Consider the following 21,761-nt stretch of genomic DNA (forward strand, 5'->3'; position numbering starts at 1 on the left):
ACCGGTAAAAAATTTCACATGTGAAATTTTTCCACCTCCATATATTCATTCGTCTCCAGCGATTTTCGTCTCGCGCCCCAAAAGGGCCTCAAGAGCGCTGTGCTATCGGTACTGAGGAAGAGAAAATCCACATACCAAAGGCAACCTCATTTGGAGTTCATCGTGTCGGTGCAAACTCAAACCAGAAAAGTAGAGATGGAGGCATGGCGCACAGACTCTTGGCCGTTATTCACTCTCATCAGGTTGGCATTGTTCGTATTTGGCCTTTCTGTAGGCTTTGGGATCGACAAAATGCTCGCTTTGATAGGGGCGTGAGTTCAGGCCTTTCTTTGTGAAAAGGCAGAGCCAATAAGCAGGCCGGTAAATGAATGAAAGGTGGCATGATGCCACCTTTTTTTTATTTGTCGCTGTAACTGCCCTAAATGGGCGCAAAGCCGTAGCAGGAAACTGAGTCAACTGAATGAAAATACAGGCCATGAAGATATGGAGGTTGCAATGAAGCCTGTAAAAATCCCGCGGAGGGTCGATGAACCCCCCCACCTACTCCTGTGGAGTGCCGATGAACTGGCACCAATGCTACTGGGACTGACAATTGGCGTAATCATCGGAAAGGCTCTCATCTGCTTCATTGGAGGGTTGCTCGTTACCAACCTTTATCGCCGATTTCGGGATAACCACCCAGATGGTTACCTACTCCACATGATCTATTGGGCCGGGTTCATAGCAACTAAGGCCAAGTCAATGAAGAACCCATTTGTACGGAGGTACTTACCTTGAAATTGAAAGCCTATCTCAGAACCTGGGAAGGGACCCAAGCCGAAAACAAATGGGGCCGACTTATCCAAGCAGGGTTGTTAGTCATTGTGTTGCTACTGGTCATCAAGGTCTTCACTAAAGAGACTATCGTCACCATGCAACCGTTTACCCTCTCCGAGGAGGCATGGGTGACACAAAGCAATGCCTCACGCTCGTACAAAGAGGCGTGGGGTTTTGCGCTTGCAACACTCCTTGGCAACGTTACCCCAGGTTCAGTGGACTTTGTTAAAGAACGATTGAGTCCCATGCTCTCACCGGAAATCTACCAGGATGTCATTGATGCAATTGAGATCCAGTCAAAGCAAATCAAAGAAGACCGCGTAACGATGCGGTTCGAGCCCCGCTTTGTGGAGTACGAAGAGAAGAGCAACAAGGTATTCGCCTATGGATACTCCTATGTGAAAGGAGCCTCCTCGCAGCAGGAAGAACGTGGGGAGCGCACTTATGAATTCATTATCAAGATCTCAAATTACGCCCCATCTATCGATTACGTGGAAACCTATATGGGTAAGCCACGCACCAAGACTGTACTGGAGCAACTCAAGCGTAAAGAAGAAGAAAAGGAACGGAGAACCAATGAAGCTCAACGTTAAATACCCATTTTTGACGCTTGCCCTGTTAGCAACAGGGGTCATGGCTGACTCCTCTGAGGATATTCCTGTCGTACCGGCGAAAGTAATGAAACAGGGGGTTCCAGCACCCATCGGAAGCAGCGGTGTAATGGGGCAGGTTAATGAGAGCCCTGTACTTACGATGAATCCCGGTGTGAACCAAATAATCCCGATCGCCATCGGTCATCCCAACCGAATCGTTACCCCTTTTGGCAATCCAGAAGTGGTTTCTACTTCGCTGAGCGGAGCCACTACTGATGGGCAATGTGGTGAAGTGTGTATTAAGGAGAACGTGGTTTACGTTGCAACTGACAAGGAATATCCAGTCACGATGTTTATCACCGAAAAAGGGTCAGAGGCACAGGCGTTGAGCCTAACGATGGTACCTCGGCGAATTCCTCCCCGTGAGGTATTCCTCAAACTTACTGGTGGAGCCAGCATGAGCGGATCCTTTGCCAATACTAAGGCCGATGCTTGGGAGAAAAGCCAGCCCTACGTCGAAACGGTACGCACTGTGTTCCGCAAGATAGCCCTTGGTGAAGTCCCCCAAGGCTACACCATGAACAACATACCAGCCGGAGCAGCTGTCCCACAGTGTGCATCTGGAGGTATTAGGGTCGATTTTACCAGGGGCCAGTACATGATGGGGCACAATCTAAACGTGTTCATTGGTGTGGCCCAGAATACGTCCACTCAGACTATCGAGTTTAAAGAGGCGCTATGTGGGGGGTGGGAGGTAGCTGCTGTGACTACCTGGCCGCTAAATGTGCTCGAACCGGGACAAAAGACCGAGATCTATGTCGCGATGAAGCAAGGTCGTGGGCAATCCACAGCCTCTAAACGGCCATCTCTGTTGGGAGGTCGCCAATGAACATCCGCCAGTTTTGGAGTGAGCTTGATCCGAAGAAGAAGCGCTGGATAGCCGTTTCTGGTGGTGTTTTTGCTCTTTTTTCTGTTGTGACCGTGTTTTCTGGTGCCCCCGAGAAAGGGGAACCCCGCGGGCGTCAGGAAACGATCAAGAACGTACTTACTGATAAGAATACAAGGGAAATTGGGATCGACTCCCTTTCTGCCGACGTGAAGATGGTTTCTCGTGAAAACGCGGATATCAAAAAGGCGTTGGAGCGCATCAATTCACAACTGGAGCAAAACAAGCAGAAGGCAGGAAAGGATGCAGATGTCGATCGGGAACTTTCACGTTTGCGTCAGGATCTTGAGCAACTGGCGAAACAGAACGCCGAGTTGGCCGAGTTGGCCAAGAAAGAAGAAAGGGATAAAGCACGGGGCAAGGATGCTGCCGGGGATGAACAGGCTAGCGCCCCTAGCTCTGCCACTAATAGCCAATTCATGGACAAAAAACTGGATTATAAGGATCCAGCAGCCCTTTTCCGTGATGCACCTTTACCTGACTCCAAGGGTAGTCCCACGGGGAAGGGGAGCGGTAAAGAGGGCGCAAAGCCAGGCATTCAAATAGTCAGTTATACCCAGACAGCTCCTGAGGCAGACAAATCGGAGACTGCTGATGATGACTCTATGTACCTACCATCTGGCTCAATCCTGACAGGTGTGCTGATTAACGGTATGGATGCCCCAACATCCCAGGGCGCTCGCCGCGATCCGTTTCCATCAACTCTCCGCATACAGAAAGAAGCGATTCTCCCGAACCGCTTCCGAGCCGATGTTCGCGAATGTTTCCTCATTGTCTCTGGCTACGGTGATCTGAGTTCAGAACGCGCCTACCTGCGTGGGGAAACGTTCTCGTGTGTACGTGAAGATGGTGGGGTGATCGAGGCAAAGCTCGATGCCTATGCGGTAGGTGAGGATGGCAAAGCTGGTGTTCGTGGGAGGGTGGTATCCAAACAAGGCCAAATCATAGCTAAATCGCTGATGGCAGGGTTCCTGAGTGGCGCAGCGGAGGCTTTCGATGTCAATCCAGTTCCTGTCGTCAGTACAAACCCTGGTTCCTCTACCCAATATCAGTCTGTCTTCTCTACTGACATGGTGCAGGGCGCTGCTGCGAAAGGCGCTGGAAAGGCTCTGGAGCGCATAGCGCAGTTCTACATCGATATGGCTGAGGGCATTTTCCCTGTGATCGAGATTGATGCAGGGCGTCAGGTTGACATCATCATCACCAAGGGCAGCAAGTTACAAATCCGTTCGTCTGGAGGGGACAAGAAAAAATGAGCATTGTGACCAAAAAGGGCAGTTACACAGACGAGGTTCAACAAGGTCCTGGAGTAGTATCCCTAAGACTATTTGGGGTAGGTGCTGCATTCTTGCTACTAGCAGGGTGTTCATCGCTCAACATCGGAGCTGATGAATACAGCTGTCCAGGTATGCCAAATGGGGTTCAGTGCATGTCTGCGCGTGATGTGTATGCCGCGACTAATGACGGGAACGTCCCCCGCCCGATGAATGCCGATGAGTCCAATGCAAAAAGTGAGGGAAAAAACAGTAATAACCCCCCTCCTGTTGCAACGAACGCATCTGGTTCTGGAGACCCGGTGATCGACACGTATGTCGCACCGCGCCTTCCGGATCGCCCTATTCCCATTCGCACTCCTGCGCAGGTTATGCGTATCTGGGTGGCACCCTGGGAGGATACCAATGGTGACCTCATTGTAACGGGATATGTCTACACGGAGATTGAACCACGCAGATGGGTGATTGGGGATGGCACACCAGAAAGTGAGCCGGTGCTGAGACCATTGCAAACCGTGCAGCACGAACCAAAAACAGAAACAACAAAGTAGGAGATGTTCTGAATGAACATGAATGTAGGTCATGCAGGTATGGCGGCTAATGCCTCCGGTGTAAATAAAAACAGTGCCCTCTTCCTCTTGATGGGGCTGGTGGCGGTGGCTCTTGTTCTGGCCCCCGATTCAGTCCATGCGGGGACCGGCGGGACGGCATTTGATGATGTGTGGACGACACTCAAAGACTGGACTCAGGGGACGCTTGGCAGAATCGTTGCTGGTGCCATGATCCTGGTTGGTGTTGTCGGTGGAATCGCTCGCCAGAGCCTGATGGCATTCGCCATGGGTATCGGTGGTGGGATGGGGCTGTACAACTCCCCGACAGTGGTTGAGTCGATCATGTCTGCAACACTGGAACATGCCGACAAGATCGCCCCGGCCACAATCCACCTCACCAATGGGCTTGGGGGCTAAGGCACCATAACTCGCCAGACACATGAAAAAATAGGGCAGCCAGTGGGCTGCCCTATTTTTTCATCAACAGCCAAATATTTTTCTCAATGCGCCCAAAAAGGGCAGAAACACAGCCGCTCTAATCCAAGTTATCCCCGTAATCTGCATTTTGGGTTCGTATAACTCATGAATGGAGATTGTAATGAACAACGCAAGACTTAGGCTTCCGGCCCTAATAGGGGCCATCGCAGCTATAACTGCCGGGAGTGCAAATGCAGACTTGTTAGCATACCGGTTTGCAACACCTTCTGGAGAGCAAAAATCCCTATCATCAGGGGCTATCTATGCCAACCCTGTTGGAAACATGACCTTTTCTGTGAGTGCAGGCATTGACAGAAAAGTGAAGGTTTCTATTTTGAGATCTGATGGTTCAGTTGTTTCGTCGGCAATTAGTTCTTTACTCGGAGCAACGGATAGAATTACCGTTGGAGGAAATTCCTATTATGGGGCTGAGTTGGTAATTCCTGCTCCAGCTGAGGGCGAGTATCAGATTAAGTCAGAGATATTATCTTCTCAGGGGGGGGTGATCCAGTCAGCCAGTGAGCGTCTGGTTATTGATACAACTGCGCCAATCATTAGTGGTGATTTCACTTTTAATGTAAGTGGGTGGACATGGGGGCGCATTGATATTTTCGGGCCAGATAATATCAACAACACAATATCAATTGGTGGAATTACAGATGCAGGTTCTGGCGCCGTGTCGGCAAAATACTTTGCCATTGATCCACAAGGTGTGAAAAGAAGTAAAACGGTGGCATTGACAAAAAATACACCTGCAAGCATAACTTTGTACGCAAATGATGCTTCTGGGGGGGATGTTGCACCTACAAATAGAGTTGAGTATGAAATAGGCGTTGAGGTTGTTGATGCAGCGGGAAATATCGCAAAAAAAACTCGCATTAGCGCAATAGATAGAACTATGCCTCCGTATTCTGTTGAGGTGTGGAATAGCCAGTCTGGCGTATGGCAACCATATGAATCAGCAACGTCATACGAAAACCCAATTAAGTTTAGAACGAAAATCGCCAAAGCGGATCACGTTGATTTCAATGGGACAAAGTATGGTTTGAAATTTTCATATAATAATCAGGACGCTAATTTTGTCTATAATGAGGGCGCGGTAGCGATACCATCTAGCTCCCAGTCCTATTGGAACATTCAGACGCTTTCTGGCGTATATCAGAACTTTTATTTTAGTTCATTGAATGGTGTGAAGCTGGGCGGTGCTGCTCAGCAGGGACCGCAAGCCATTGATTTTTCATATGGAGTGGCAGGGATGCCAATGGTAAGTGGGACATCACCCACGATTAAAACACCATCTAGCATCGATAGATACACCACTACGGTAGAACCAAGGTCATATGATCAGACTGTTAGTGTAAACGGAGCTTCATGCGTTATCCCGGCTGGTAGTCAATCATGCACACTCAACCCCAATGTAACATTCACTTCGGGTAGAGGTTATATTCCATATCCAGTATATGTCAGGAACGGGTCTGGCTCGCTAACACAACATGCAACATATCTGTACACCTATTGGGATTTTAACCCGCCAGTGATTAATAGCGCTGTGTGGGATGCATCGACCAAGACTGCCGCGGTTCGAGTTATTGATAATGATAGAATTAATAATTGGCAGATTGGTATGTGGGATACGAGGGATATTGGTGTTGACGCCATTGATGAAAAAGGTGGCCGAGTACCACTGAAACTAAAAAAAAGCTATGATGAAAGCTATAATACAAAGAATAGAGAGTTCACTACTACAGGCATTCCTGATGGAAAATATACATTAGAGGCTGTAGCTGTAGATACTTATGGTAATACTGCAAGAAAAGTAATATCGCAGATTGTTATCGATAATACAGCGCCCAATCTTGTGATTCAGGCCCCACAAGGTGGCGTCCCTTCACTTGATGATATTCAGATTAATGTGACTGATGCGTTGAGTGATAAACCATCGATTACTTCTGTCAATTTAAAAGGTGGTCCCTCATCGGACAATGTATTCCTATCTGTCCGAGCTATAAGTGCCAATTTATTTAAACTTGAATACCCAGTCATGTTCCCTTCGTTGAAGGCGGGCGAATCATATAGCCTTACAGTTATTGCACAAGATGACCAAGGTAATCAGGCAACTAAAAGTATAAATTTCAATTATACCCCGAGGCAGGTGAGGTTGGCTGATGGGATGGATGGCAAGCTCATGATCCCTGCTGTGACGCAGGAGTTTATCCATGCTGATGGCAGCAAGATCATCGAGACAGAACCGTTGACCCTCAATGATGGCTCTACAGTAACCGGTTCCTACGATGTGTTCGCCACGCTGCGAACTGACGCGAAAGTGCCGCTGGTTGTCAACGGAGTACGCATTGAACCTGGCCAGACCATGGGGATCATGAGTAAACACAACTTCGGGGCCTCAAAGGGACGGCTGAGCATCCCGATGAAACCCGCTGTGCCCGATGTGGTCGGCTCCTCCGGCCTGCTGGTCACCACTGCGGCGCCCAACGCACCGATCCTGGTACTGGACGTGAATACCTGGAAGCCGACGGCCAAACTCTCTGCGGAATCGTGGACTGTGCGCCAGGTGATCGACCCGGTGAAGATCTCCGCGTTGCCAGATGTCGGGGTGCCCTGCCGCTTCACTTCCAAAGAGGAAGAAGCGAAGCGCTCCGACCCGATCCGGGATCCGGTGTGTCTGTTGCAGTGGGACCGCATTCCCGATGAGGCCGAGCAGAGCACTCAGGAGACCGATGGCCTGAAACTGGCGGGACTGGTGGGCCAGGCCGTCAGCCTGGGCGAACAACCACTCGAATACAGCCTCTACCTGTTCAGCGGCGACGGCGCCAAGGTGAAGGTGGGGGGTGGCAGTCGCACGTTGACGGTGACCAGTGCTTACGGTGCCGTTGGTTACACCCCCGGCCCCGAGGTCGCACAGGTGAACCGTATCATCGAGGCCTTCGACGTGCGGATGAGCCAGAATCTGGGGCCAGCCTGCTCGGTGACCCTCAGTGCCGATCAGGCGAAGAAAGATGCGGCCAACAAGGCTTCCGGCAGTATCAGTCGCAGTTGCCTGTTTGAGTGGCAAGCCATCCCGGACGGACTGGTACAAGATCAGGGAACAACCACCCCCGGTCTGAGCGGTTCCGTGACGGAGAAAATGCAGCACATGTTGGGTTGGCGGGTGAGCATTTTCAGCAAGAATGGCACTCGTGTAACCCTCAATGATCAGACCTTTGCCATCGATGCCATCGACCCCCCGGCTCCAGCTGTGGATTTGACCTCGAAGTACAGCTTCAAGGACAACATCTACATGGTGCCGATGCTGGGTGACTACCTGGGGGATGCGACCATCACCTCGGAGCGGGCAGATCTGGACGTAACGATCAGCCGTAATGCCGATACCCTGGAATCGGAGACCTTCTCTCCCGGTTGGGGCTCGAACACCAAGGTTTACCGTCGGCTGAATACCGATCAGCGGGGCCTGTGGGAAGAGACTACCTATAAGGTGAAGGCGGCTTATAACAAGGTACCGGAGGTGAAGACGGAGGCGGTATACCGCGCCGTGTCGGTGCCATCCTATAACCTGGTGCCGGTAGTTGAAGTGGCTGGTGACACGGCCATCGACACTCAGGCGCTGCCTGTGCAGGTGAAGATCCAGGATCAGTACAAGCCAACCGAGGTGTTCGACGCGGCCACGATGGGGAATTGGAAGGTGCGGTTGATCCGGCAGATGGCTTATAACAAGACCGAGGCGCTGACGGATTTTGTGAATGCGCCGAACGGCACAGCGAGCTTTGCGGTAGACCTGTCGAAGGTAGACACGACCTCGGTGCGCATTGTGGCGGAGGCGGAGCTGGTCTCACCGTTTGAGGGGTACTCCCGGACAGTGCAATCCACGCGGCCAGCGTTCCTGACTGTACTGCGAGGCGGCGCGATAGGCGCCAATGTTGATGCTCGCAGGCTGTCAGGCGAGGCGCCGTTCACCGCAGTGTTCAAGTTGGCGCTGAATGACCGTCAGGACTACCGTGCGGCCGGTGACGTGGTATGGGACGTTAGCGGTGACGGTGGGGCCACCTGGGAGAGCACTACCCCGGAGGAACGCTACAAGTACCAGATGGTGAAGGTGTTCCAGAAGGGGCAGTACAAGGTGCGGGCCAAGGTGATCAACCGCAACTCCGGCGCCGAGGCTTATACCGAGGTGGTAGATGTGATCGCCTATGACAAGCCGAAGCTGGAAGTGAAAGGGCCGCAGACCCTGTTTGTGGGTAGTGAGGGAACGTTCTCGACCCGGCTGACAGTGAAGGAGGAGGAGATCGGCGCGGAGAACGCTGTTGTGGAATGGTCAACTGATGGCGGCAAGACCTGGGACAAACAAGGTCCGACGCTCACCTTGAGCAGTGACAAGGATACCCGGATCAAGCTGTGGGCAAGGGTCCGCTCAGGTGATGCGCCAGCGAACGATGATTATGCCTATCGGGTTGCGAAAACCGCCGTCGAGTTCCGGGCGGTGAAGGCGCCACGGCCGTATGTGTCGGGCCCCTCAGTGATTGAGACGGGCAAGAGCTACACCTTCAAGGCGACGACGAGCCTGCCGTACAAAGGGATGGATGTGCAGGTGAAGGGGGTCTTCACCCTGCCGAACGGGCAGCAAGTGGAGGGAGACACGGCGCAATACACACCAAGTGCCGAGGACCTGACCAAGGAGCGGGTAGAGACGACCTACACAGCCTGGATAGAGGGATTCCGGGAGCAGGGGGCGGAGGCTACCCACTCAATGAACTCTCGCGTGTGGGAGTATGTGTGGCCGCGGTTCGGGATGCAGGTGCGTAAGACTGCAAACGTAGCCCCCGCCACGCTCACAGTGACGGCCCGCCCCATCGGTTTTTCGGGCAAGCTGGACGAGGTGGTCTACGAGTGGACCCTGCCGGAAGGGGCAGTCATAGAAGACCAGAAGCAACCGGCAGTGCGGGCGCTGACGATAGGCAGCGCGGGTGAATACCTGGTGAAGCTCAAGGTACGGGATGCCCGAGGCAACGAGACAGAGCTGGAGGAGCCGGTGAAGCTGGGCGAAGCCGAGCAGTATGTGATCGACCTTCAATATTCCGGTTCAAATGCCAACGACCGGGAGCCACTGGACGTGTTGTTGCGGCCGTACATTTCAGGTGGTCACCCAAGAGACCGGATCCTGACGCGCCAGTATTTGGTGGATGGCAAGCCACTGGAGAGTGCGGGGTTCTATGGTCGCACGACGTTGCAGGCCGGTGAGCACGAGATCAAGCTCAAGGCGACATCGGAGATGGGCAAGGATGTAGAAGGCAAGCTGGTGCTCAAGGTGGCAGAGAACAAGTTGCCGACGTGCACGGTGCGCAGCCGGGAGACGATCGGTTCGTGGATCGTTTATGCGAGCTGTGAAGACCCGGATGGTCGGATGAAGTCTTATCAGTGGACGGTGGGTGGGGAAGTGCAAGCCATCACGGCAGACAGACTGACGATCAGCAAGGGCAAGGATGGCGTGATGCCGAGTATCGCGCTGGTTGGGGTAGATGATTCCGGTGGTAAGTCGGAGTCTGTTTCCCTGAACTAATCTGTGGACATATATGCGTCAAAGCCCGGTTAACAACCGGGCTTTTTTTTGCGATACCGCTGGATGTGACCAAATTGGGCCGTTACAGAGTCGAGGCTATTTAATCCCCCCAGATAAACTCCATGCATCTAGGAGTTCGACATGAGGGTAAACATGCTGAGGAAAATATTTGGAGGGCTGATGGCTCTTGGGATCACAACTATTTCAACTCAGGTGATGGCTGCCTCGAAGTTGGAAATTACAGATCCCAGAGCGGCCAAGATTGATGAGATTGTGGCACTCCCGATCAAGGGAGTCAGGGCTATCCAGAGTGATGGGCAGATAGTTTTCATCTCAGACAACGGCCGATTTGTCATATCAGGGCAGATTTACGATGTGTGGGGTAAAAAGCCCCTCAGCACTATGTCAGAAATGAGAGATGTTGCAGAAAGACTGCATCTCAAAGAGATGGGGATGGACGTTGACAAGCTGAACACCATCTCTTTTGGGCATGGGCCTAAGGATGTGGTGTTGTTTGTCGATCCACGTTGCAGTGTCTGCCACAAGTTGATTGGTGAGGCCAAGCCCTTGGCTGAGGAATACACCTTCAAGATCGTAGTTATCCCAGCATTGGGAGATGAGTCAAATCGGCTGGCCAAAGCACTTCACTGCGCTAAGGACAAAACCAATGCCCTAGATGCGCTCCTGAACAACAATCTGGGTTCTCTCCCGTCAAAATCTCCATGCGATCCTGCTCAATATGACCAGACCCTGATGACTGCCCACCTGATCGGTATCCAAGGGGTGCCTTTTGTCGTTGCTCCTGATGGCCGTGTGAGTAATGGGCGCCCGAATAACCTGAGAGCATGGCTGGAGAGTGCACAGTGATAGTGACTATCAAAAAAAGACTCAACGATGCGTTGATCCCTGAACATTTAAGGGCCGCGGGGATTATTCCCGTACTGGCTTATAGCGAAGATGAAAATGTGTTCCTCATGGATGACGAGAGTGCCGGATTCGGTTTTATCTGCGAGCCTATGTGTAGTGCGGATGAAAAAGTTCAGGAGCGGATGAACGGCTTCCTGAATCAGGAGTTTCCTTCCAAGACGACCCTCCAGTTTCTGTTATTCAGATCCCCCGATATAAGCCAAGAAATGTACCAAATGTTAGGGCTTCGGGATGGCTTTCGCCACAGTCTATTGAGCTCAGTTATCCAGGAGCGAATCAACTATCTCCAGCATCACACGACCGAACGGATTACAGCGAAAACCAACAAGGGTATTTACGACAACGGGCTAATCCAAGACCTCAAATTGTTTGTTACGTGCAAAGTGCCAATCAAAGGCAATACACCTACAGACCAAGAGCTCGTGGAACTTGACCAATTAAAAACCAAGGTTCAGTCGTCTCTGCAAACAGTTGGCTTGCGACCCAAAACTATGACCGCGGTGAGCTATGTGCGGATCATGAGCACTATCCTCAACTGGGGACCGGATGCTTCGTGGCGCCATGACGCTGCAAGTTGGGAAACAGATAAACCTCTTTGTGAACAACTATTCGATTACGGCACAGACCTTGAGGTCAGCAAAAACGGTATCCGCTTGGGGGACTATCACGCCAAAGTGCTGTCTGCGAAGAAGCTGCCTGATATTGCTTATTTCGGCGATGCGATCGCATATGCGGGGGATCTGACGGGGGGGAACTCAAATATCAAGGAAAATTACATGGTGGTTGCCAACGTATTTTTCCCTGAGGTGGAAAGCACCAAAAATACTCTTGAGCGAAAGCGCCAGTTCACTGTTAACCAGGCTTACGGCCCTATGCTCAAGTTTGTTCCTGTTCTGGCAGACAAAAAGGATTCCTTTGACACGGTATACGAGTCTCTGAAAGAGGGAGCCAAACCGGTCAAAATCAGTTATTCGCTCGTTATTTTTGCCCCGACGAAGGAGCGGGTTGAATCGGCTGCAACAGCAGCAAGAAGTACCTGGCGTGAGAGCCGTTTTGAATTGATGGAGGATCGCTTTATTGCCCTTCCGGTCTTTCTTAACTGCCTCCCGTTTTGTACCGATCGGGACGCCGTTCGTGACCTGTTTCGATACAAGACCATGACAAGCGAGCAGGCAGCTGTCGTTTTGCCTGTGTTTGGTGAGTGGAAGGGTACCGGGACGCATCATGCTGCGCTTATTTCACGTAATGGGCAGCTCATGAGCTTGTCACTTCATGACAGTAACACCAACAAGAATCTGGTCATCGCTGCGGAGTCGGGGTCGGGTAAGTCGTTTCTGACCAATGAGCTGATTTTTTCCTACTTATCCGAAGGCGCACAAGTGTGGGTCATCGACGCCGGGAAGTCCTATCAGAAGCTATCAGAAATGCTCAAGGGCGATTTTGTGCATTTTGAAGAAGGTACCCACGTTTGCCTCAATCCGTTCGAGTTGATCCAAAACTATGAGGACGAGGAGGATGCCATCGTTAGTCTTGTGTGTGCGATGGCTTCGGCTAAAGGGCTCTTGGGTGAATGGCAAGTTTCTGCGTTGAAGCAGGTCTTGTCCTCCATCTGGGAAGAAAAAGGCACCACGATGAAAGTGGACGATATCGCTCGGTGTTGTCTTGAGGGGGCGGATCAGCGCTTGAAGGACGTGGGCCAGCAGCTTTATGCCTTTACGTCAGAAGGTAGCTATGGAAAGTATTTTTCACAGAAGAACAACGTCTCTTTCCAGAACCAATTCACAGTGCTTGAGCTGGATGAGCTCCAGGGACGTAAGCACCTGCGCCAAGTAGTCCTGCTCCAGCTCATCTATCAGATCCAACAAGAGGTATTCCTTGGGGAACGCAACCGTAAAAAAGTTGTGATCGTCGATGAGGCTTGGGATCTGCTCAAGGAAGGCGAAGTCTCTGTATTCATGGAACACGCGTACCGGAAGTTCAGGAAATATGGCGGTAGTGTTGTCATCGCAACTCAGTCCATCAATGACCTGTATGAAAACGCGGTAGGTCGAGCTATTGCTGAGAACTCGGCGAGCATGTACTTGCTTGGGCAGACAGAAGAGACCGTAGAGTCAGTCAAGCGAAGTGGTCGTTTGTCCCTCACTGAGGGGGGCTTCCACACCCTCAAGACCGTTCACACCATTCAGGGTGTCTATTCAGAGATTTTCATCAAGTCGAAATCAGGTATGGGCGTAGGTCGCCTTATCGTCGGCGATTTCCAGAAGTTGTTGTACTCGACTGACCCGGTAGATGTGAATGCCATTGAGCAGTACGTCAACCAAGGCCTCAGCATCCCAGATGCAATCAGAGCGGTGATGAGATCCCGCGGACAAGCAGCATAGACGAGAGAAGATAATGGACATCAAATCGATAGCAATCGCAGCTGTACTGGGGGCCACAGGGGGCTTTGGTAGCAGCTATTACGTGCTGAATGAACGAACTTCGGCGATGCAAGAGCGACTTAATCAAACTCCGCCCATTGTGGTTGTCGATTTTACCAAAGTGGCAGCTTCATACCCTGCTGGAGCCCCGGCGGAAGAGGTGGAAAAGCTGATGGTCAAGACCAACGATGCGATCCTAAAACTCAAAGATGCAGGCTACTTGGTTCTCGACGCCGGTTCTGTGGTAGGTGCTCCGAGTGATGTTTACCTACCGGAGGATTTGCTGAGATGACCCTATCACCAAAGAATTGGTTGGTCAGAAAAGAGTCATGGCCGCGGTTTGGTGTGAAGGCCGCCCTGACATTGCTCGTTATGCTGGTCGCAGGCTATGGGTTCATAAACCGGTACCGCATAGGTATCGATCCGCAGAATGAAAAATGCCTACCTGGTTACACCGTATTTCTGATTGATATGCATGATCGCTCACTTCAAAAGGGGGCTATTTACGCCTTTCACGCTAAGAATATGCAGCCGTTTTACAGAGACGGAACTCGGATGGTCAAGATTTTGTCCGGTATTCCTGGGGACATAGTGCAGATTGATGAGACATGGAATACCACTGTGAACGGCGAAGTTGTGGGGGAGGGACTCCAGCTCGCTCGTAGACTGCATCTCAATGAGAGCCAATTTTACGGTAAGCAGAAGCTGACGGACGGGCACTACTGGTTTATGGGGAAAAGCCCATTCAGTTTCGATTCACGCTATTGGGGGACGGTGAGCGATGAGCAAATCATTGGCCGCGCTTATCCCCTCCTATAAGAGGGTTATCGCAGTTGTGTTGCTGACCATGGTTGGTAATGTCTGGTCTCAAAATACAATTTTGACAGAGGAAGATATTGCCCTAATTGAGCAAGGTAGGCTTACCTCTAAAAATACATCGGACCTCGACATGTCGTTGCCCTTGCAAAATCGACATATGAATGAGGCTCAGAACGAAGCAAAGGAGTTCTTCAATCAGCTCCAGTCAACCGATAAAACCCTGAAAGAGATGCAGCGTAGGCAAGTGGAGAAAGGGGCATATACCGACCATAGGATGCTTGTCTTTGCTTCGCACTCTTTGGGGACTCAGGGACTTGATGATCTGCTCACTGCCGTATCAGGCCAGCCTGATGCGGTGATCGTGTTCCGAGGCATTCCTGACGGAATGAACCTTGGTCAAGGTGTAAAAGCCATACAGGATCTGGCAGCTAAGAAAGAGCCTGTGCCGAATATCATCATTAACCCCCAGCTTTTCAAGACACACAATGTTACGTCAGTACCAACCATCATCATGCTTGACGGCGAGCAACTACTCGGTCAGCCGCCCAAGGTCGTGGCTCAAGTATCTGGGTTGGCAGATCCCTCTTGGCTGACAAGGGAAGTAGATAGCGGCAAAACAGGGGATCTCGGTGTGAAAGGCCCTGTGGAAGGCATCAGCGAACCCGACCTGATAGACGTAGCCAAGGCTCGTCTCGCCAAAATTGATTGGGCTGAGAAGAAGAAACAAGCTATTGCGCGCTTCTGGAGCAAACAAAAATTCAATGAGTTGCCTAAAGCCACAAAAACCCGAACTCGTGAAGTAGATCCAAGCGTCGTAGTTACGAAAGATATAGCTGCTGCCGATGGCTCAGTGTTTGCTCGGGCCGGTGAGGTGATCAATCCCCTATGTGATCTCCGCATGGAATGCCAACCTGGGACGCGGCCTTTTACCCAGGCCGTAGTGGTCTTTGATCCTCAGGACAAAAAACAGATGGCTTTATTATCCAAAGAATTGCCCAAAATTAGGCAGGAGCCAGGGGTGCAAAAAGTCACATTTATAGCAACGGCTCTGGATAAAGAGAAAGGATGGGACTCTTACAAAAGTGTTTCAGACCAGTTCGACGCGCCTGTTTATCTGTTGACTCCGGATCTTATTTCTAGATTTGAGTTGGAACATACACCGACAGTCATTACCGCTAAACACAGGAAATTCATTGTTCGTGAGCTCGCAGAGGATGCTGAGTAATGATTTTGATTCCGGTTTTTCAACCAATTAAACACGTCGGCACTGGCTCTTTTATTGCGGCGGAAGTCTTGGCTCGTTGGTATGAAAAAGGCCGAATGATCGCACCACAAAACATCAAGCCTCCTGTTGATTGGGGGAGGGTAGATATTGAGGTGGCAAGGTTCATTGAAAACAACCTACCTCTTTTATGTAGGCAGCACTGCGCTCTTTTTATTAATGTCTCAGAACAAACGCTAAGTACAAACGTGCTTTTCCAAGAGTGGGCAGGGATTGTCAGCAGAATTGTCGAAACTCGGAGTACCAAGATTGTTATCGAAATTACCGAGGGTGTTGAGGATGAGTCTTTATCGGATAGATGGGATGCACTAAAAAACTTAGGAGGCGAGTTTGCACTCGATGATTACGGCGACGAGAACTCGACTATGACAAGGTTAAGTAAATACTCGTGGGACTATTGTAAGTTTGATGCAAACAGACTTCATCTGTTAGTTGACTATCTAGCCATTCAATATTGTCGAAAAAATGGAATTCAGGTCATTGCTGAGCAAATAGAAACTCCGCTCCAAGAGCAGAGTGCCAAATTATTTGGACTTTTGTTGCAGCAAGGTTTTCACCATGGAAAACCGACAATCTTGGATAAACATATGAATTGCTTAAAGGCCTTAACATGATGAAAAAAACATTGAGGTTCATTGCCATCTTGGCAGCTTTTTTGGGGGGCACAGTTGCTGCTGAACCTGGCTGTCAGAACGCCGATGTGATTAGCGGGAAGCTAATAACTGACGTCTGCTGGAGTTGCATTTTCCCAATCAGAATTGCTGGCGTCTCGATAAGTGGTCCTGGTGGTAGTTATCCAGATGATTCAGCTAAGAACCCGCTGTGTCTGTGCAATGACAACTTGGGGGTTCCTCGGCCTGGGGTCACCACCTCAATGTGGGAGCCTGCTCGGCTCATCGAGTTCCAACGTGTACCTGGTTGCTCATCGGTTCTCAATGGCATGAGATTCCCATTCGACAGAACGAACCAAGGACACCACGGTGAAGGAGACATGGATGGTGGCGACGGTTCGTTCATGCACTACCACTACTATGCCTTCCCGTTGCTGACGATGCTGGATCTGTTCGTCAAACAGGCATGTAACCCAGATGGTTACATGGACCTAGACATCATGTACCTCTCGGAACTGGATCCTACTTGGAACAACGATGAATTGGCTTTCTTTACTAATCCTGAGGCGGCCCTAGTCGCTAACCCTGTAGCTGCTATGGCTTGTACCGCAGATGCAGTGTCTTCAACCGCAGGTAAGCCATTAAAGCAAATGTTCTGGTGTGCGGGATCTTGGGGGGCTTTGTATCCATTGAGTGGTAACCAGAATGGAGGGAAGGGGGTTATCAGAGATAGCTCCTTATTGAGCGCCAGAGTGCTGACGGCCCTTCACCGCCGAGGCCTTGCATGGAAGACAATGGGAAATGAAGCGATGTGTCGAGGTGTGATAAGCCCTACGATGCCAAAGACACAGTATAAATTCACGCTGTTACATCCCGTGCCCGAAACTAACTCGTCCCATGTTATCGGTGAGTCTGCATTGACTTGGGGCCTATCCAAAACGATTCCAGCCATCGGCCAAGACCCGATATACACCATTTGGCGCTGGAACGATTGCTGCAATCGGTAAGGAGTTATATGAACAATCAATCGGTAGCCTACAAGCTTATTGCAGTTACATTGACACTCACTATTTCAATGCTGCCAGTACATGGTTACGCCGCCGACGGCATTGCTCAAGTAGGAAAGAATGCACAAGATCTTGGCAATGAGATGGCGAACTCATTCAAGGGAGCATCTGGCTCTGTACAGAATGGACAAATCACACTGCCATCAATTAAAGATGGAAAATTTGATACGTCTGGGCAGTCTAGTTTTAGCGTCAACGAGTTATTTCCTGGTACCAGCAGTTCCAATACTCAAGGGAGTAGCTACTACTTCCCAGATGCGAACAATCCCAATGTAGATAATTTAAAGGGCATATACGACTCGAATACAAATATGGACTCACAGGGGGGGGATGCTCAAGGCTCCCTTTATTCTGATGCTACTGGTAGTAGTCCATCTATATCCGGTGCGGCATATAAAGTGTTGCTTGATGCTACTAATCGTTCTAGGCCTGACTTTTCAAATGATCCGATGCTCAACATGAGCAAAGACACCTATAAAAACATAGACCTTATTTCACAAGGTTTTGGGGATTGCTCTGCTGAGACGATTATTAAAGACTCTACGTTGAATACTCATGTTCCGAAATATGAACGCTGCCAGAGGGCAATGGATCAGAGTGCAGACTGTGAAGTTTTGCATGATTATGATGCTTCGGTAGTGAAGCATTATGATGGCCCCTATAACATAAAGTCGTGCGGGCCTGACTGTACTGAGTTATGGATAGGTAAGGTAGGTGATAACTACTGGAATGGTTGGTGTACCATTTATGAAGAATATACCAGAGTTATAGTAAGTAACCCGGAGGCAATCGTTTCTGCAACTCTGGAATATGCAAAATATGATGACTACATGCAAGTGTGGGTCGGGAAATCTGGCTCAGAAACAAAGGTTTGGCAAGGACCTAATAATAATTTCCCTCCGGAAACAGCGGGTGAATGTGAGCTAAATACAAGTTGGGAGCAGAATCCTAATGTAAATGTTACTCAATATTTTAAGAATGTATCGCCTGGTGATATAGTTACATTTAAAATCAGAGTTTCGGTAGCGGATGCTGGTGAAGGTTTTGGCCGAATCAAGATAAAGTTTGATCCTTCAAAAGTCGTAACAAAAGACACATGGACTCCGCAATCTTGTTTGGATTCAGCTAAAGGTGTCGTAGATAAATTTGCTAATGGATCCTTTGAGTGTACTGATATGCCGGTAGTTGATGCGGATAAATGCACTATGCTTAATGGCATTCGTGTCTGTGCAAATAATCTGGCTGAGTCTCCGCTGCCTGGAATTGATCGTTTATGTAGAAAGGTACATGTCAAGGCTGACTGGGATTACTATAAGGGGCAAATGGAATGCTGGGTTGATCCTCAGGGGGAAAAACATTGCCCGATAAATAATGGTGGGAATCTTAATTCATGTAAGCAATATGAAAACAATCCTCAATGTGGTTTTATCAGTTCGGAATGTATTGACGGAGCAAAGGGCCAGTCAGGCACATGCTATGTTTTCAAGGATACCTATGATTGCGGAACTGATGTAAAAGTCCCATCCATGGAAAAAGAGACTGAGTTCAAGTGTGGTGGACCTATTCGCTGCATGGGTGATGATTGTCTCGATATGACGAAAACTCAGAGCACCGATTTTGCAAAAGCAACCGCATTGCTTAACGCCGCGCAGTTTATGACTCAGGACATGACCTGCACAGGTAAAGACGGAAGTGACAAACCAACAGGTGAGGAAAATATCATTTGCTCAGCTTTTGCAGGAAAAAAGGGGGAATGTAAGATTGCTGTCGGTGGGGTATCTGATTGCTGCGAAAAGCCGAGCAATATCTCATTGTCTGATTATCTTGATTTAATAATGGCAGTTCCTAAGCTTGATGGCGCCGTTATGAGTCTGAGTGATGGCAATGTGATGAAGGGGGCATATCAGGTAATTCGTGACCCTGCTGTACAAGGCTGGACCGAAGTTACTAAGCCGTTCACCAGTTATGTTGAAAACCTATCGGGAAGTGTGGACTCATTCACTCAGCCAATTGAGCAGTTTGTTGATCAATTTATCGATCAAATTAAAGCCCAGATCAAAGAAGTCATGATGGATGTATTCAAGTCCGCAGGGCAGGATGCAGCAACAGAGCAGGCTGCTGCGGCAGCATCAGAACAAGCAGCTGAGCAATTAATGCAAACCGCTACAACATGGATGAGTACAGCTATGACTATCTACACGATCTACGTCGTGACTATGGTCATGATTCAAATGATTTGGAAATGCGAAGAGGATGAGTTCACAATGAATGCACAGCGAGCGCTTAATAATTGCACCTATGTTGGATCATACTGCAAGACTAAAGTTTTAGGGCAGTGCATTGAGGAGAGAGAGTCGTATTGCTGTTTTAATTCGCCTCTTTCAAGAATTATTCAAGAGCAAGTTAGACCGCAATTGGGGAAAAACTTCGGCTCAGCAAAGGAACCTCAGTGTGAAGGCGTTCTTCTAACTGATATTGAAAATATTGATTGGGATAAAGTGGACTTGACCGAGTGGTTGGGTATTTTGCAGCAAAACGGAAAATTTCCAAACCCACAAAACATGGATATTAATAAACTGACTGGCCAAGGAAGTGACTTTAATATTGATGGGGGTAGAAAAAATGCTCAGGAGAGAGCAACTGAAAGATTAAATGGAGTTGATGTTGATGCTGTAAGGAAAAAGGTGACAGAAAACATGGATGTTTCAACAGGAGCTAGGCAGCCATAATAATACTGCGGATATAAAGGGGGGCGTGATGCCTCCCTTTTTTATTCGGAAAAATTGTAGGCACATGGCTCGCAGAGGCATCGACACCTTGGTATCGGCGCACCGGCTGCGGCAGCAGGTTCCGTCAGCTGGTAGAGCTCGGGCGGGGGCCCTCGATGGTATCGGGTCTTGGTACCGGTGCTCCGGCTGCGGCAGCAGGTTCCGCCAGCTGGTAGAGCTCGGGCGGGGGCCCTCGATGGTACCGGTGCTCCGGCTGCGGCAGCAGGCTCCGTCAGCTGGTAGAGCTCGGGCGGGGGCCCTCGATGGTATCGGGCCTTGGTACCGGTGCTCCGGCTGCGGCAGCAGGTTCCGCCAGCTGGTAGAGCTCGGGCGGGGGCCCTCGATGGTATCGGGCCTTGGTACCGGCGCTCCGGCTGCGGCAGCAGGCTCCGCCAGCTGGTAGAGCTCGGGCGGGGGCCCTCGGATGGTATCGGGCCTTGGTACCGGTGCTCCGGCTGCGGCAGCAGGCTCCGCCAGCTGGTAGAGCTCGGGCGGGGGCCCTCGGATGGTATCGGGCCTTGGTATCGGTGCTCCGGCTGCGGCAGCAGGTTCCGCCAGCTGGTAGAGCTCGGGCGGGGGCCCTCGGATGGTATCGGCGCACCGGCTGCGGCAGCAGGCTCCGTCAGCTGGTAGAACTCAGGCGGGGAGGGCTATGGTTTGGATTTTTATGAACAAAATGGCCGCCAGTATGGCGGCCAGAACCGTGGTTAAGGTTTCATGAAGGATAAACAAAGAGCTCGGGTTTACCTTTCTCAAGCAGATATGGGAATTTTACTTTATCGCCATTTTCCAAAGTAACCTTATTCGGGGCTAGATAAATGAAGCTCCAGGTTGGGAGATGTTGGCTGATTTTTGCGTAGACAGCTTGTTCTGGGGCGTGGGCGCCAGTTCCATTTGTGACATTAATGAAATTAAACTGAGTATCATGGCCGGAAGTGAACGCGTAAGCATCACCTTGAACTCCAGCAACAAACGTCGGAGCGGCCCCCCTAAGCGGTTCTGCTATACGCACCTTAATCGAGCACATATCAGAGACTTTGCTCTTACCGTTGGTCCAAGTTGGGCAGCCCCATTCATTCTTGTAAAACTGATATGTAAGGTTGCCGTCTTTGTCATATAGCAAAGTAAACTCCGCCCCTAGATCGGTCAGAGATGACTCGACAGAAAATTTCACATGTGAAATAAATTTTGTCTGAGCATCTGCCGAAGACGCGGCCTCACTTGCTGGCATCCAAGCGATCACACTGTTGCGAGAGCCATGTTGTTTTGGGCCAATTGCCCAGTTAGCAAGGTTGACTAGCCCGCCCTGCCAATTAGATAAGCCAGCAAGACTAGGGGCAACATAGCCAGAAAGTACATAAGCGGCCCCGAAGCTTTTAGTGTCTGTTAGACGTTCCAACTGATCGCGTGGAACAGACGCGTCCTGAATCCCCGTTTTCAGTCCACCAGCCTCAGCAATGTTGTAGGCGCGGCTGTGTTCGGCTTTGAATTTCGGGGCCGAATATCCGCCATTTGTACTAGCGCAACCTACGAGCCCTATCATGCAGAAAGCTGTAGTGGCGATCAGAGACTTGTTCATTTTGTTCTCCTTCCTTACCTGAATTTGGGTTTTACTTCATTGGTTTAGACAATATCACAGTA

Annotated in this window: 16 protein-coding genes; 15 read left to right on the top strand and 1 reads right to left on the bottom strand. The window is 50.3% G+C overall.

Annotated elements, in window-relative coordinates; translation table 11 throughout:
• Positions 1–495: 495 nt before the first annotated feature.
• The 15 genes from traL to traN all read left to right on the top strand — a co-directional run bounded on the left by traL (position 496) and on the right by traN (position 20,081).
• On the top strand, positions 496–777 hold the full coding sequence (gene traL, locus AB5Y53_RS08335) for a type IV conjugative transfer system protein TraL (protein ID WP_011899398.1): 282 nt from the start codon (positions 496–498) through the stop codon (positions 775–777).
• The gene (locus tag AB5Y53_RS08340) at positions 774–1,409 is read left to right on the top strand and encodes a TraE/TraK family type IV conjugative transfer system protein (RefSeq protein WP_047234960.1); all 636 of its coding nucleotides are present in this window, start codon (positions 774–776) and stop codon (positions 1,407–1,409) included. The genes traL and AB5Y53_RS08340 overlap by 4 nt, the downstream gene beginning before the upstream one ends.
• Positions 1,393–2,298: a type-F conjugative transfer system secretin TraK gene (locus tag AB5Y53_RS08345; protein ID WP_047234959.1), complete on the top strand. Its 906-nt coding sequence runs from the start codon at positions 1,393–1,395 to the stop codon at positions 2,296–2,298. Before AB5Y53_RS08340 ends, AB5Y53_RS08345 begins: the two co-directional genes overlap by 17 nt.
• Before the next feature lie 2 nt (positions 2,299–2,300).
• Positions 2,301–3,611: a TraB/VirB10 family protein gene (locus tag AB5Y53_RS08350; RefSeq protein WP_196481600.1), complete on the top strand. Its 1,311-nt coding sequence runs from the start codon at positions 2,301–2,303 to the stop codon at positions 3,609–3,611.
• A complete protein-coding gene (gene traV / locus AB5Y53_RS08355) occupies positions 3,608–4,180 on the top strand; it encodes a type IV conjugative transfer system lipoprotein TraV (RefSeq protein WP_080962342.1) in 573 nt (190 codons plus the stop codon). The genes AB5Y53_RS08350 and traV overlap by 4 nt, the downstream gene beginning before the upstream one ends.
• 90 nt (positions 4,181–4,270) lie before the next feature.
• The gene (gene traA, locus AB5Y53_RS08360) at positions 4,271–4,597 is read left to right on the top strand and encodes a TraA family conjugative transfer protein (protein WP_059296373.1); all 327 of its coding nucleotides are present in this window, start codon (positions 4,271–4,273) and stop codon (positions 4,595–4,597) included.
• 169 nt (positions 4,598–4,766) lie between these two features.
• Complete coding sequence (locus AB5Y53_RS08365; RefSeq protein WP_368181615.1) at positions 4,767–10,226, top strand: Ig-like domain-containing protein; 5,460 nt, start codon at positions 4,767–4,769, stop codon at positions 10,224–10,226.
• 153 nt (positions 10,227–10,379) lie between these two features.
• Positions 10,380–11,093: a DsbC family protein gene (locus AB5Y53_RS08370; protein WP_059296372.1), complete on the top strand. Its 714-nt coding sequence runs from the start codon at positions 10,380–10,382 to the stop codon at positions 11,091–11,093.
• Positions 11,090–13,534 carry a type IV secretion system protein TraC gene (gene traC, locus AB5Y53_RS08375; RefSeq protein WP_368181617.1) on the top strand — a complete coding sequence of 815 codons (2,445 nt, stop codon included), beginning with the start codon at positions 11,090–11,092 and terminating at the stop codon, positions 13,532–13,534. The genes AB5Y53_RS08370 and traC overlap by 4 nt, the downstream gene beginning before the upstream one ends.
• 13 nt (positions 13,535–13,547) lie before the next feature.
• A complete protein-coding gene (locus AB5Y53_RS08380) occupies positions 13,548–13,865 on the top strand; it encodes a hypothetical protein (protein WP_059296340.1) in 318 nt (105 codons plus the stop codon).
• Positions 13,862–14,392 carry a S26 family signal peptidase gene (locus AB5Y53_RS08385; RefSeq protein ID WP_059296339.1) on the top strand — a complete coding sequence of 177 codons (531 nt, stop codon included), beginning with the start codon at positions 13,862–13,864 and terminating at the stop codon, positions 14,390–14,392. The genes AB5Y53_RS08380 and AB5Y53_RS08385 overlap by 4 nt, the downstream gene beginning before the upstream one ends.
• The gene (locus tag AB5Y53_RS08390) at positions 14,355–15,617 is read left to right on the top strand and encodes a TrbC family F-type conjugative pilus assembly protein (RefSeq protein WP_059296338.1); all 1,263 of its coding nucleotides are present in this window, start codon (positions 14,355–14,357) and stop codon (positions 15,615–15,617) included. Before AB5Y53_RS08385 ends, AB5Y53_RS08390 begins: the two co-directional genes overlap by 38 nt.
• Complete coding sequence (locus tag AB5Y53_RS08395) at positions 15,617–16,288, top strand: EAL domain-containing protein (RefSeq protein WP_368181619.1); 672 nt, start codon at positions 15,617–15,619, stop codon at positions 16,286–16,288. The genes AB5Y53_RS08390 and AB5Y53_RS08395 overlap by 1 nt, the downstream gene beginning before the upstream one ends.
• The gene (locus AB5Y53_RS08400; RefSeq protein ID WP_081051744.1) at positions 16,285–17,292 is read left to right on the top strand and encodes a TraU family protein; all 1,008 of its coding nucleotides are present in this window, start codon (positions 16,285–16,287) and stop codon (positions 17,290–17,292) included. Before AB5Y53_RS08395 ends, AB5Y53_RS08400 begins: the two co-directional genes overlap by 4 nt.
• An 8-nt stretch (positions 17,293–17,300) precedes the next feature.
• Positions 17,301–20,081, top strand: coding sequence for a conjugal transfer mating pair stabilization protein TraN (gene traN / locus AB5Y53_RS08405; RefSeq protein ID WP_157162487.1), 2,781 nt, complete (start codon positions 17,301–17,303; stop codon positions 20,079–20,081).
• A gap of 754 nt (positions 20,082–20,835) precedes the next feature.
• On the opposite strand, the gene AB5Y53_RS08410 is transcribed toward traN, so the two are convergent.
• On the bottom strand, positions 20,836–21,699 hold the full coding sequence (locus AB5Y53_RS08410; protein WP_059296335.1) for a hypothetical protein: 864 nt from the start codon (positions 21,697–21,699) through the stop codon (positions 20,836–20,838).
• Positions 21,700–21,761: the final 62 nt, after the last annotated feature.

It is taken from the genome of Aeromonas sp. R7-5 (genome assembly GCF_040908015.1).
In the GTDB taxonomy this organism is placed as follows: Bacteria; Pseudomonadota; Gammaproteobacteria; order Enterobacterales; family Aeromonadaceae; genus Aeromonas; species Aeromonas caviae.

Coding starts and splice junctions, on each gene's coding strand:
- traL (WP_011899398.1), top strand. CDS start 496: ATGAAGCCTGTAAAAATCCCGCGGAGGGTCGATGAACCCCCCCACCTA.
- AB5Y53_RS08345 (WP_047234959.1), top strand. CDS start 1,393: ATGAAGCTCAACGTTAAATACCCATTTTTGACGCTTGCCCTGTTAGCA.
- traV (WP_080962342.1), top strand. CDS start 3,608: ATGAGCATTGTGACCAAAAAGGGCAGTTACACAGACGAGGTTCAACAA.
- traA (WP_059296373.1), top strand. CDS start 4,271: ATGGGGCTGGTGGCGGTGGCTCTTGTTCTGGCCCCCGATTCAGTCCAT.
- AB5Y53_RS08365 (WP_368181615.1), top strand. CDS start 4,767: ATGGAGATTGTAATGAACAACGCAAGACTTAGGCTTCCGGCCCTAATA.
- AB5Y53_RS08370 (WP_059296372.1), top strand. CDS start 10,380: ATGCTGAGGAAAATATTTGGAGGGCTGATGGCTCTTGGGATCACAACT.
- AB5Y53_RS08380 (WP_059296340.1), top strand. CDS start 13,548: ATGGACATCAAATCGATAGCAATCGCAGCTGTACTGGGGGCCACAGGG.
- AB5Y53_RS08385 (WP_059296339.1), top strand. CDS start 13,862: ATGACCCTATCACCAAAGAATTGGTTGGTCAGAAAAGAGTCATGGCCG.
- AB5Y53_RS08390 (WP_059296338.1), top strand. CDS start 14,355: ATGAGCAAATCATTGGCCGCGCTTATCCCCTCCTATAAGAGGGTTATC.
- AB5Y53_RS08395 (WP_368181619.1), top strand. CDS start 15,617: ATGATTTTGATTCCGGTTTTTCAACCAATTAAACACGTCGGCACTGGC.
- AB5Y53_RS08400 (WP_081051744.1), top strand. CDS start 16,285: ATGATGAAAAAAACATTGAGGTTCATTGCCATCTTGGCAGCTTTTTTG.
- traN (WP_157162487.1), top strand. CDS start 17,301: ATGAACAATCAATCGGTAGCCTACAAGCTTATTGCAGTTACATTGACA.
- AB5Y53_RS08410 (WP_059296335.1), bottom strand. CDS start 21,699: ATGAACAAGTCTCTGATCGCCACTACAGCTTTCTGCATGATAGGGCTC.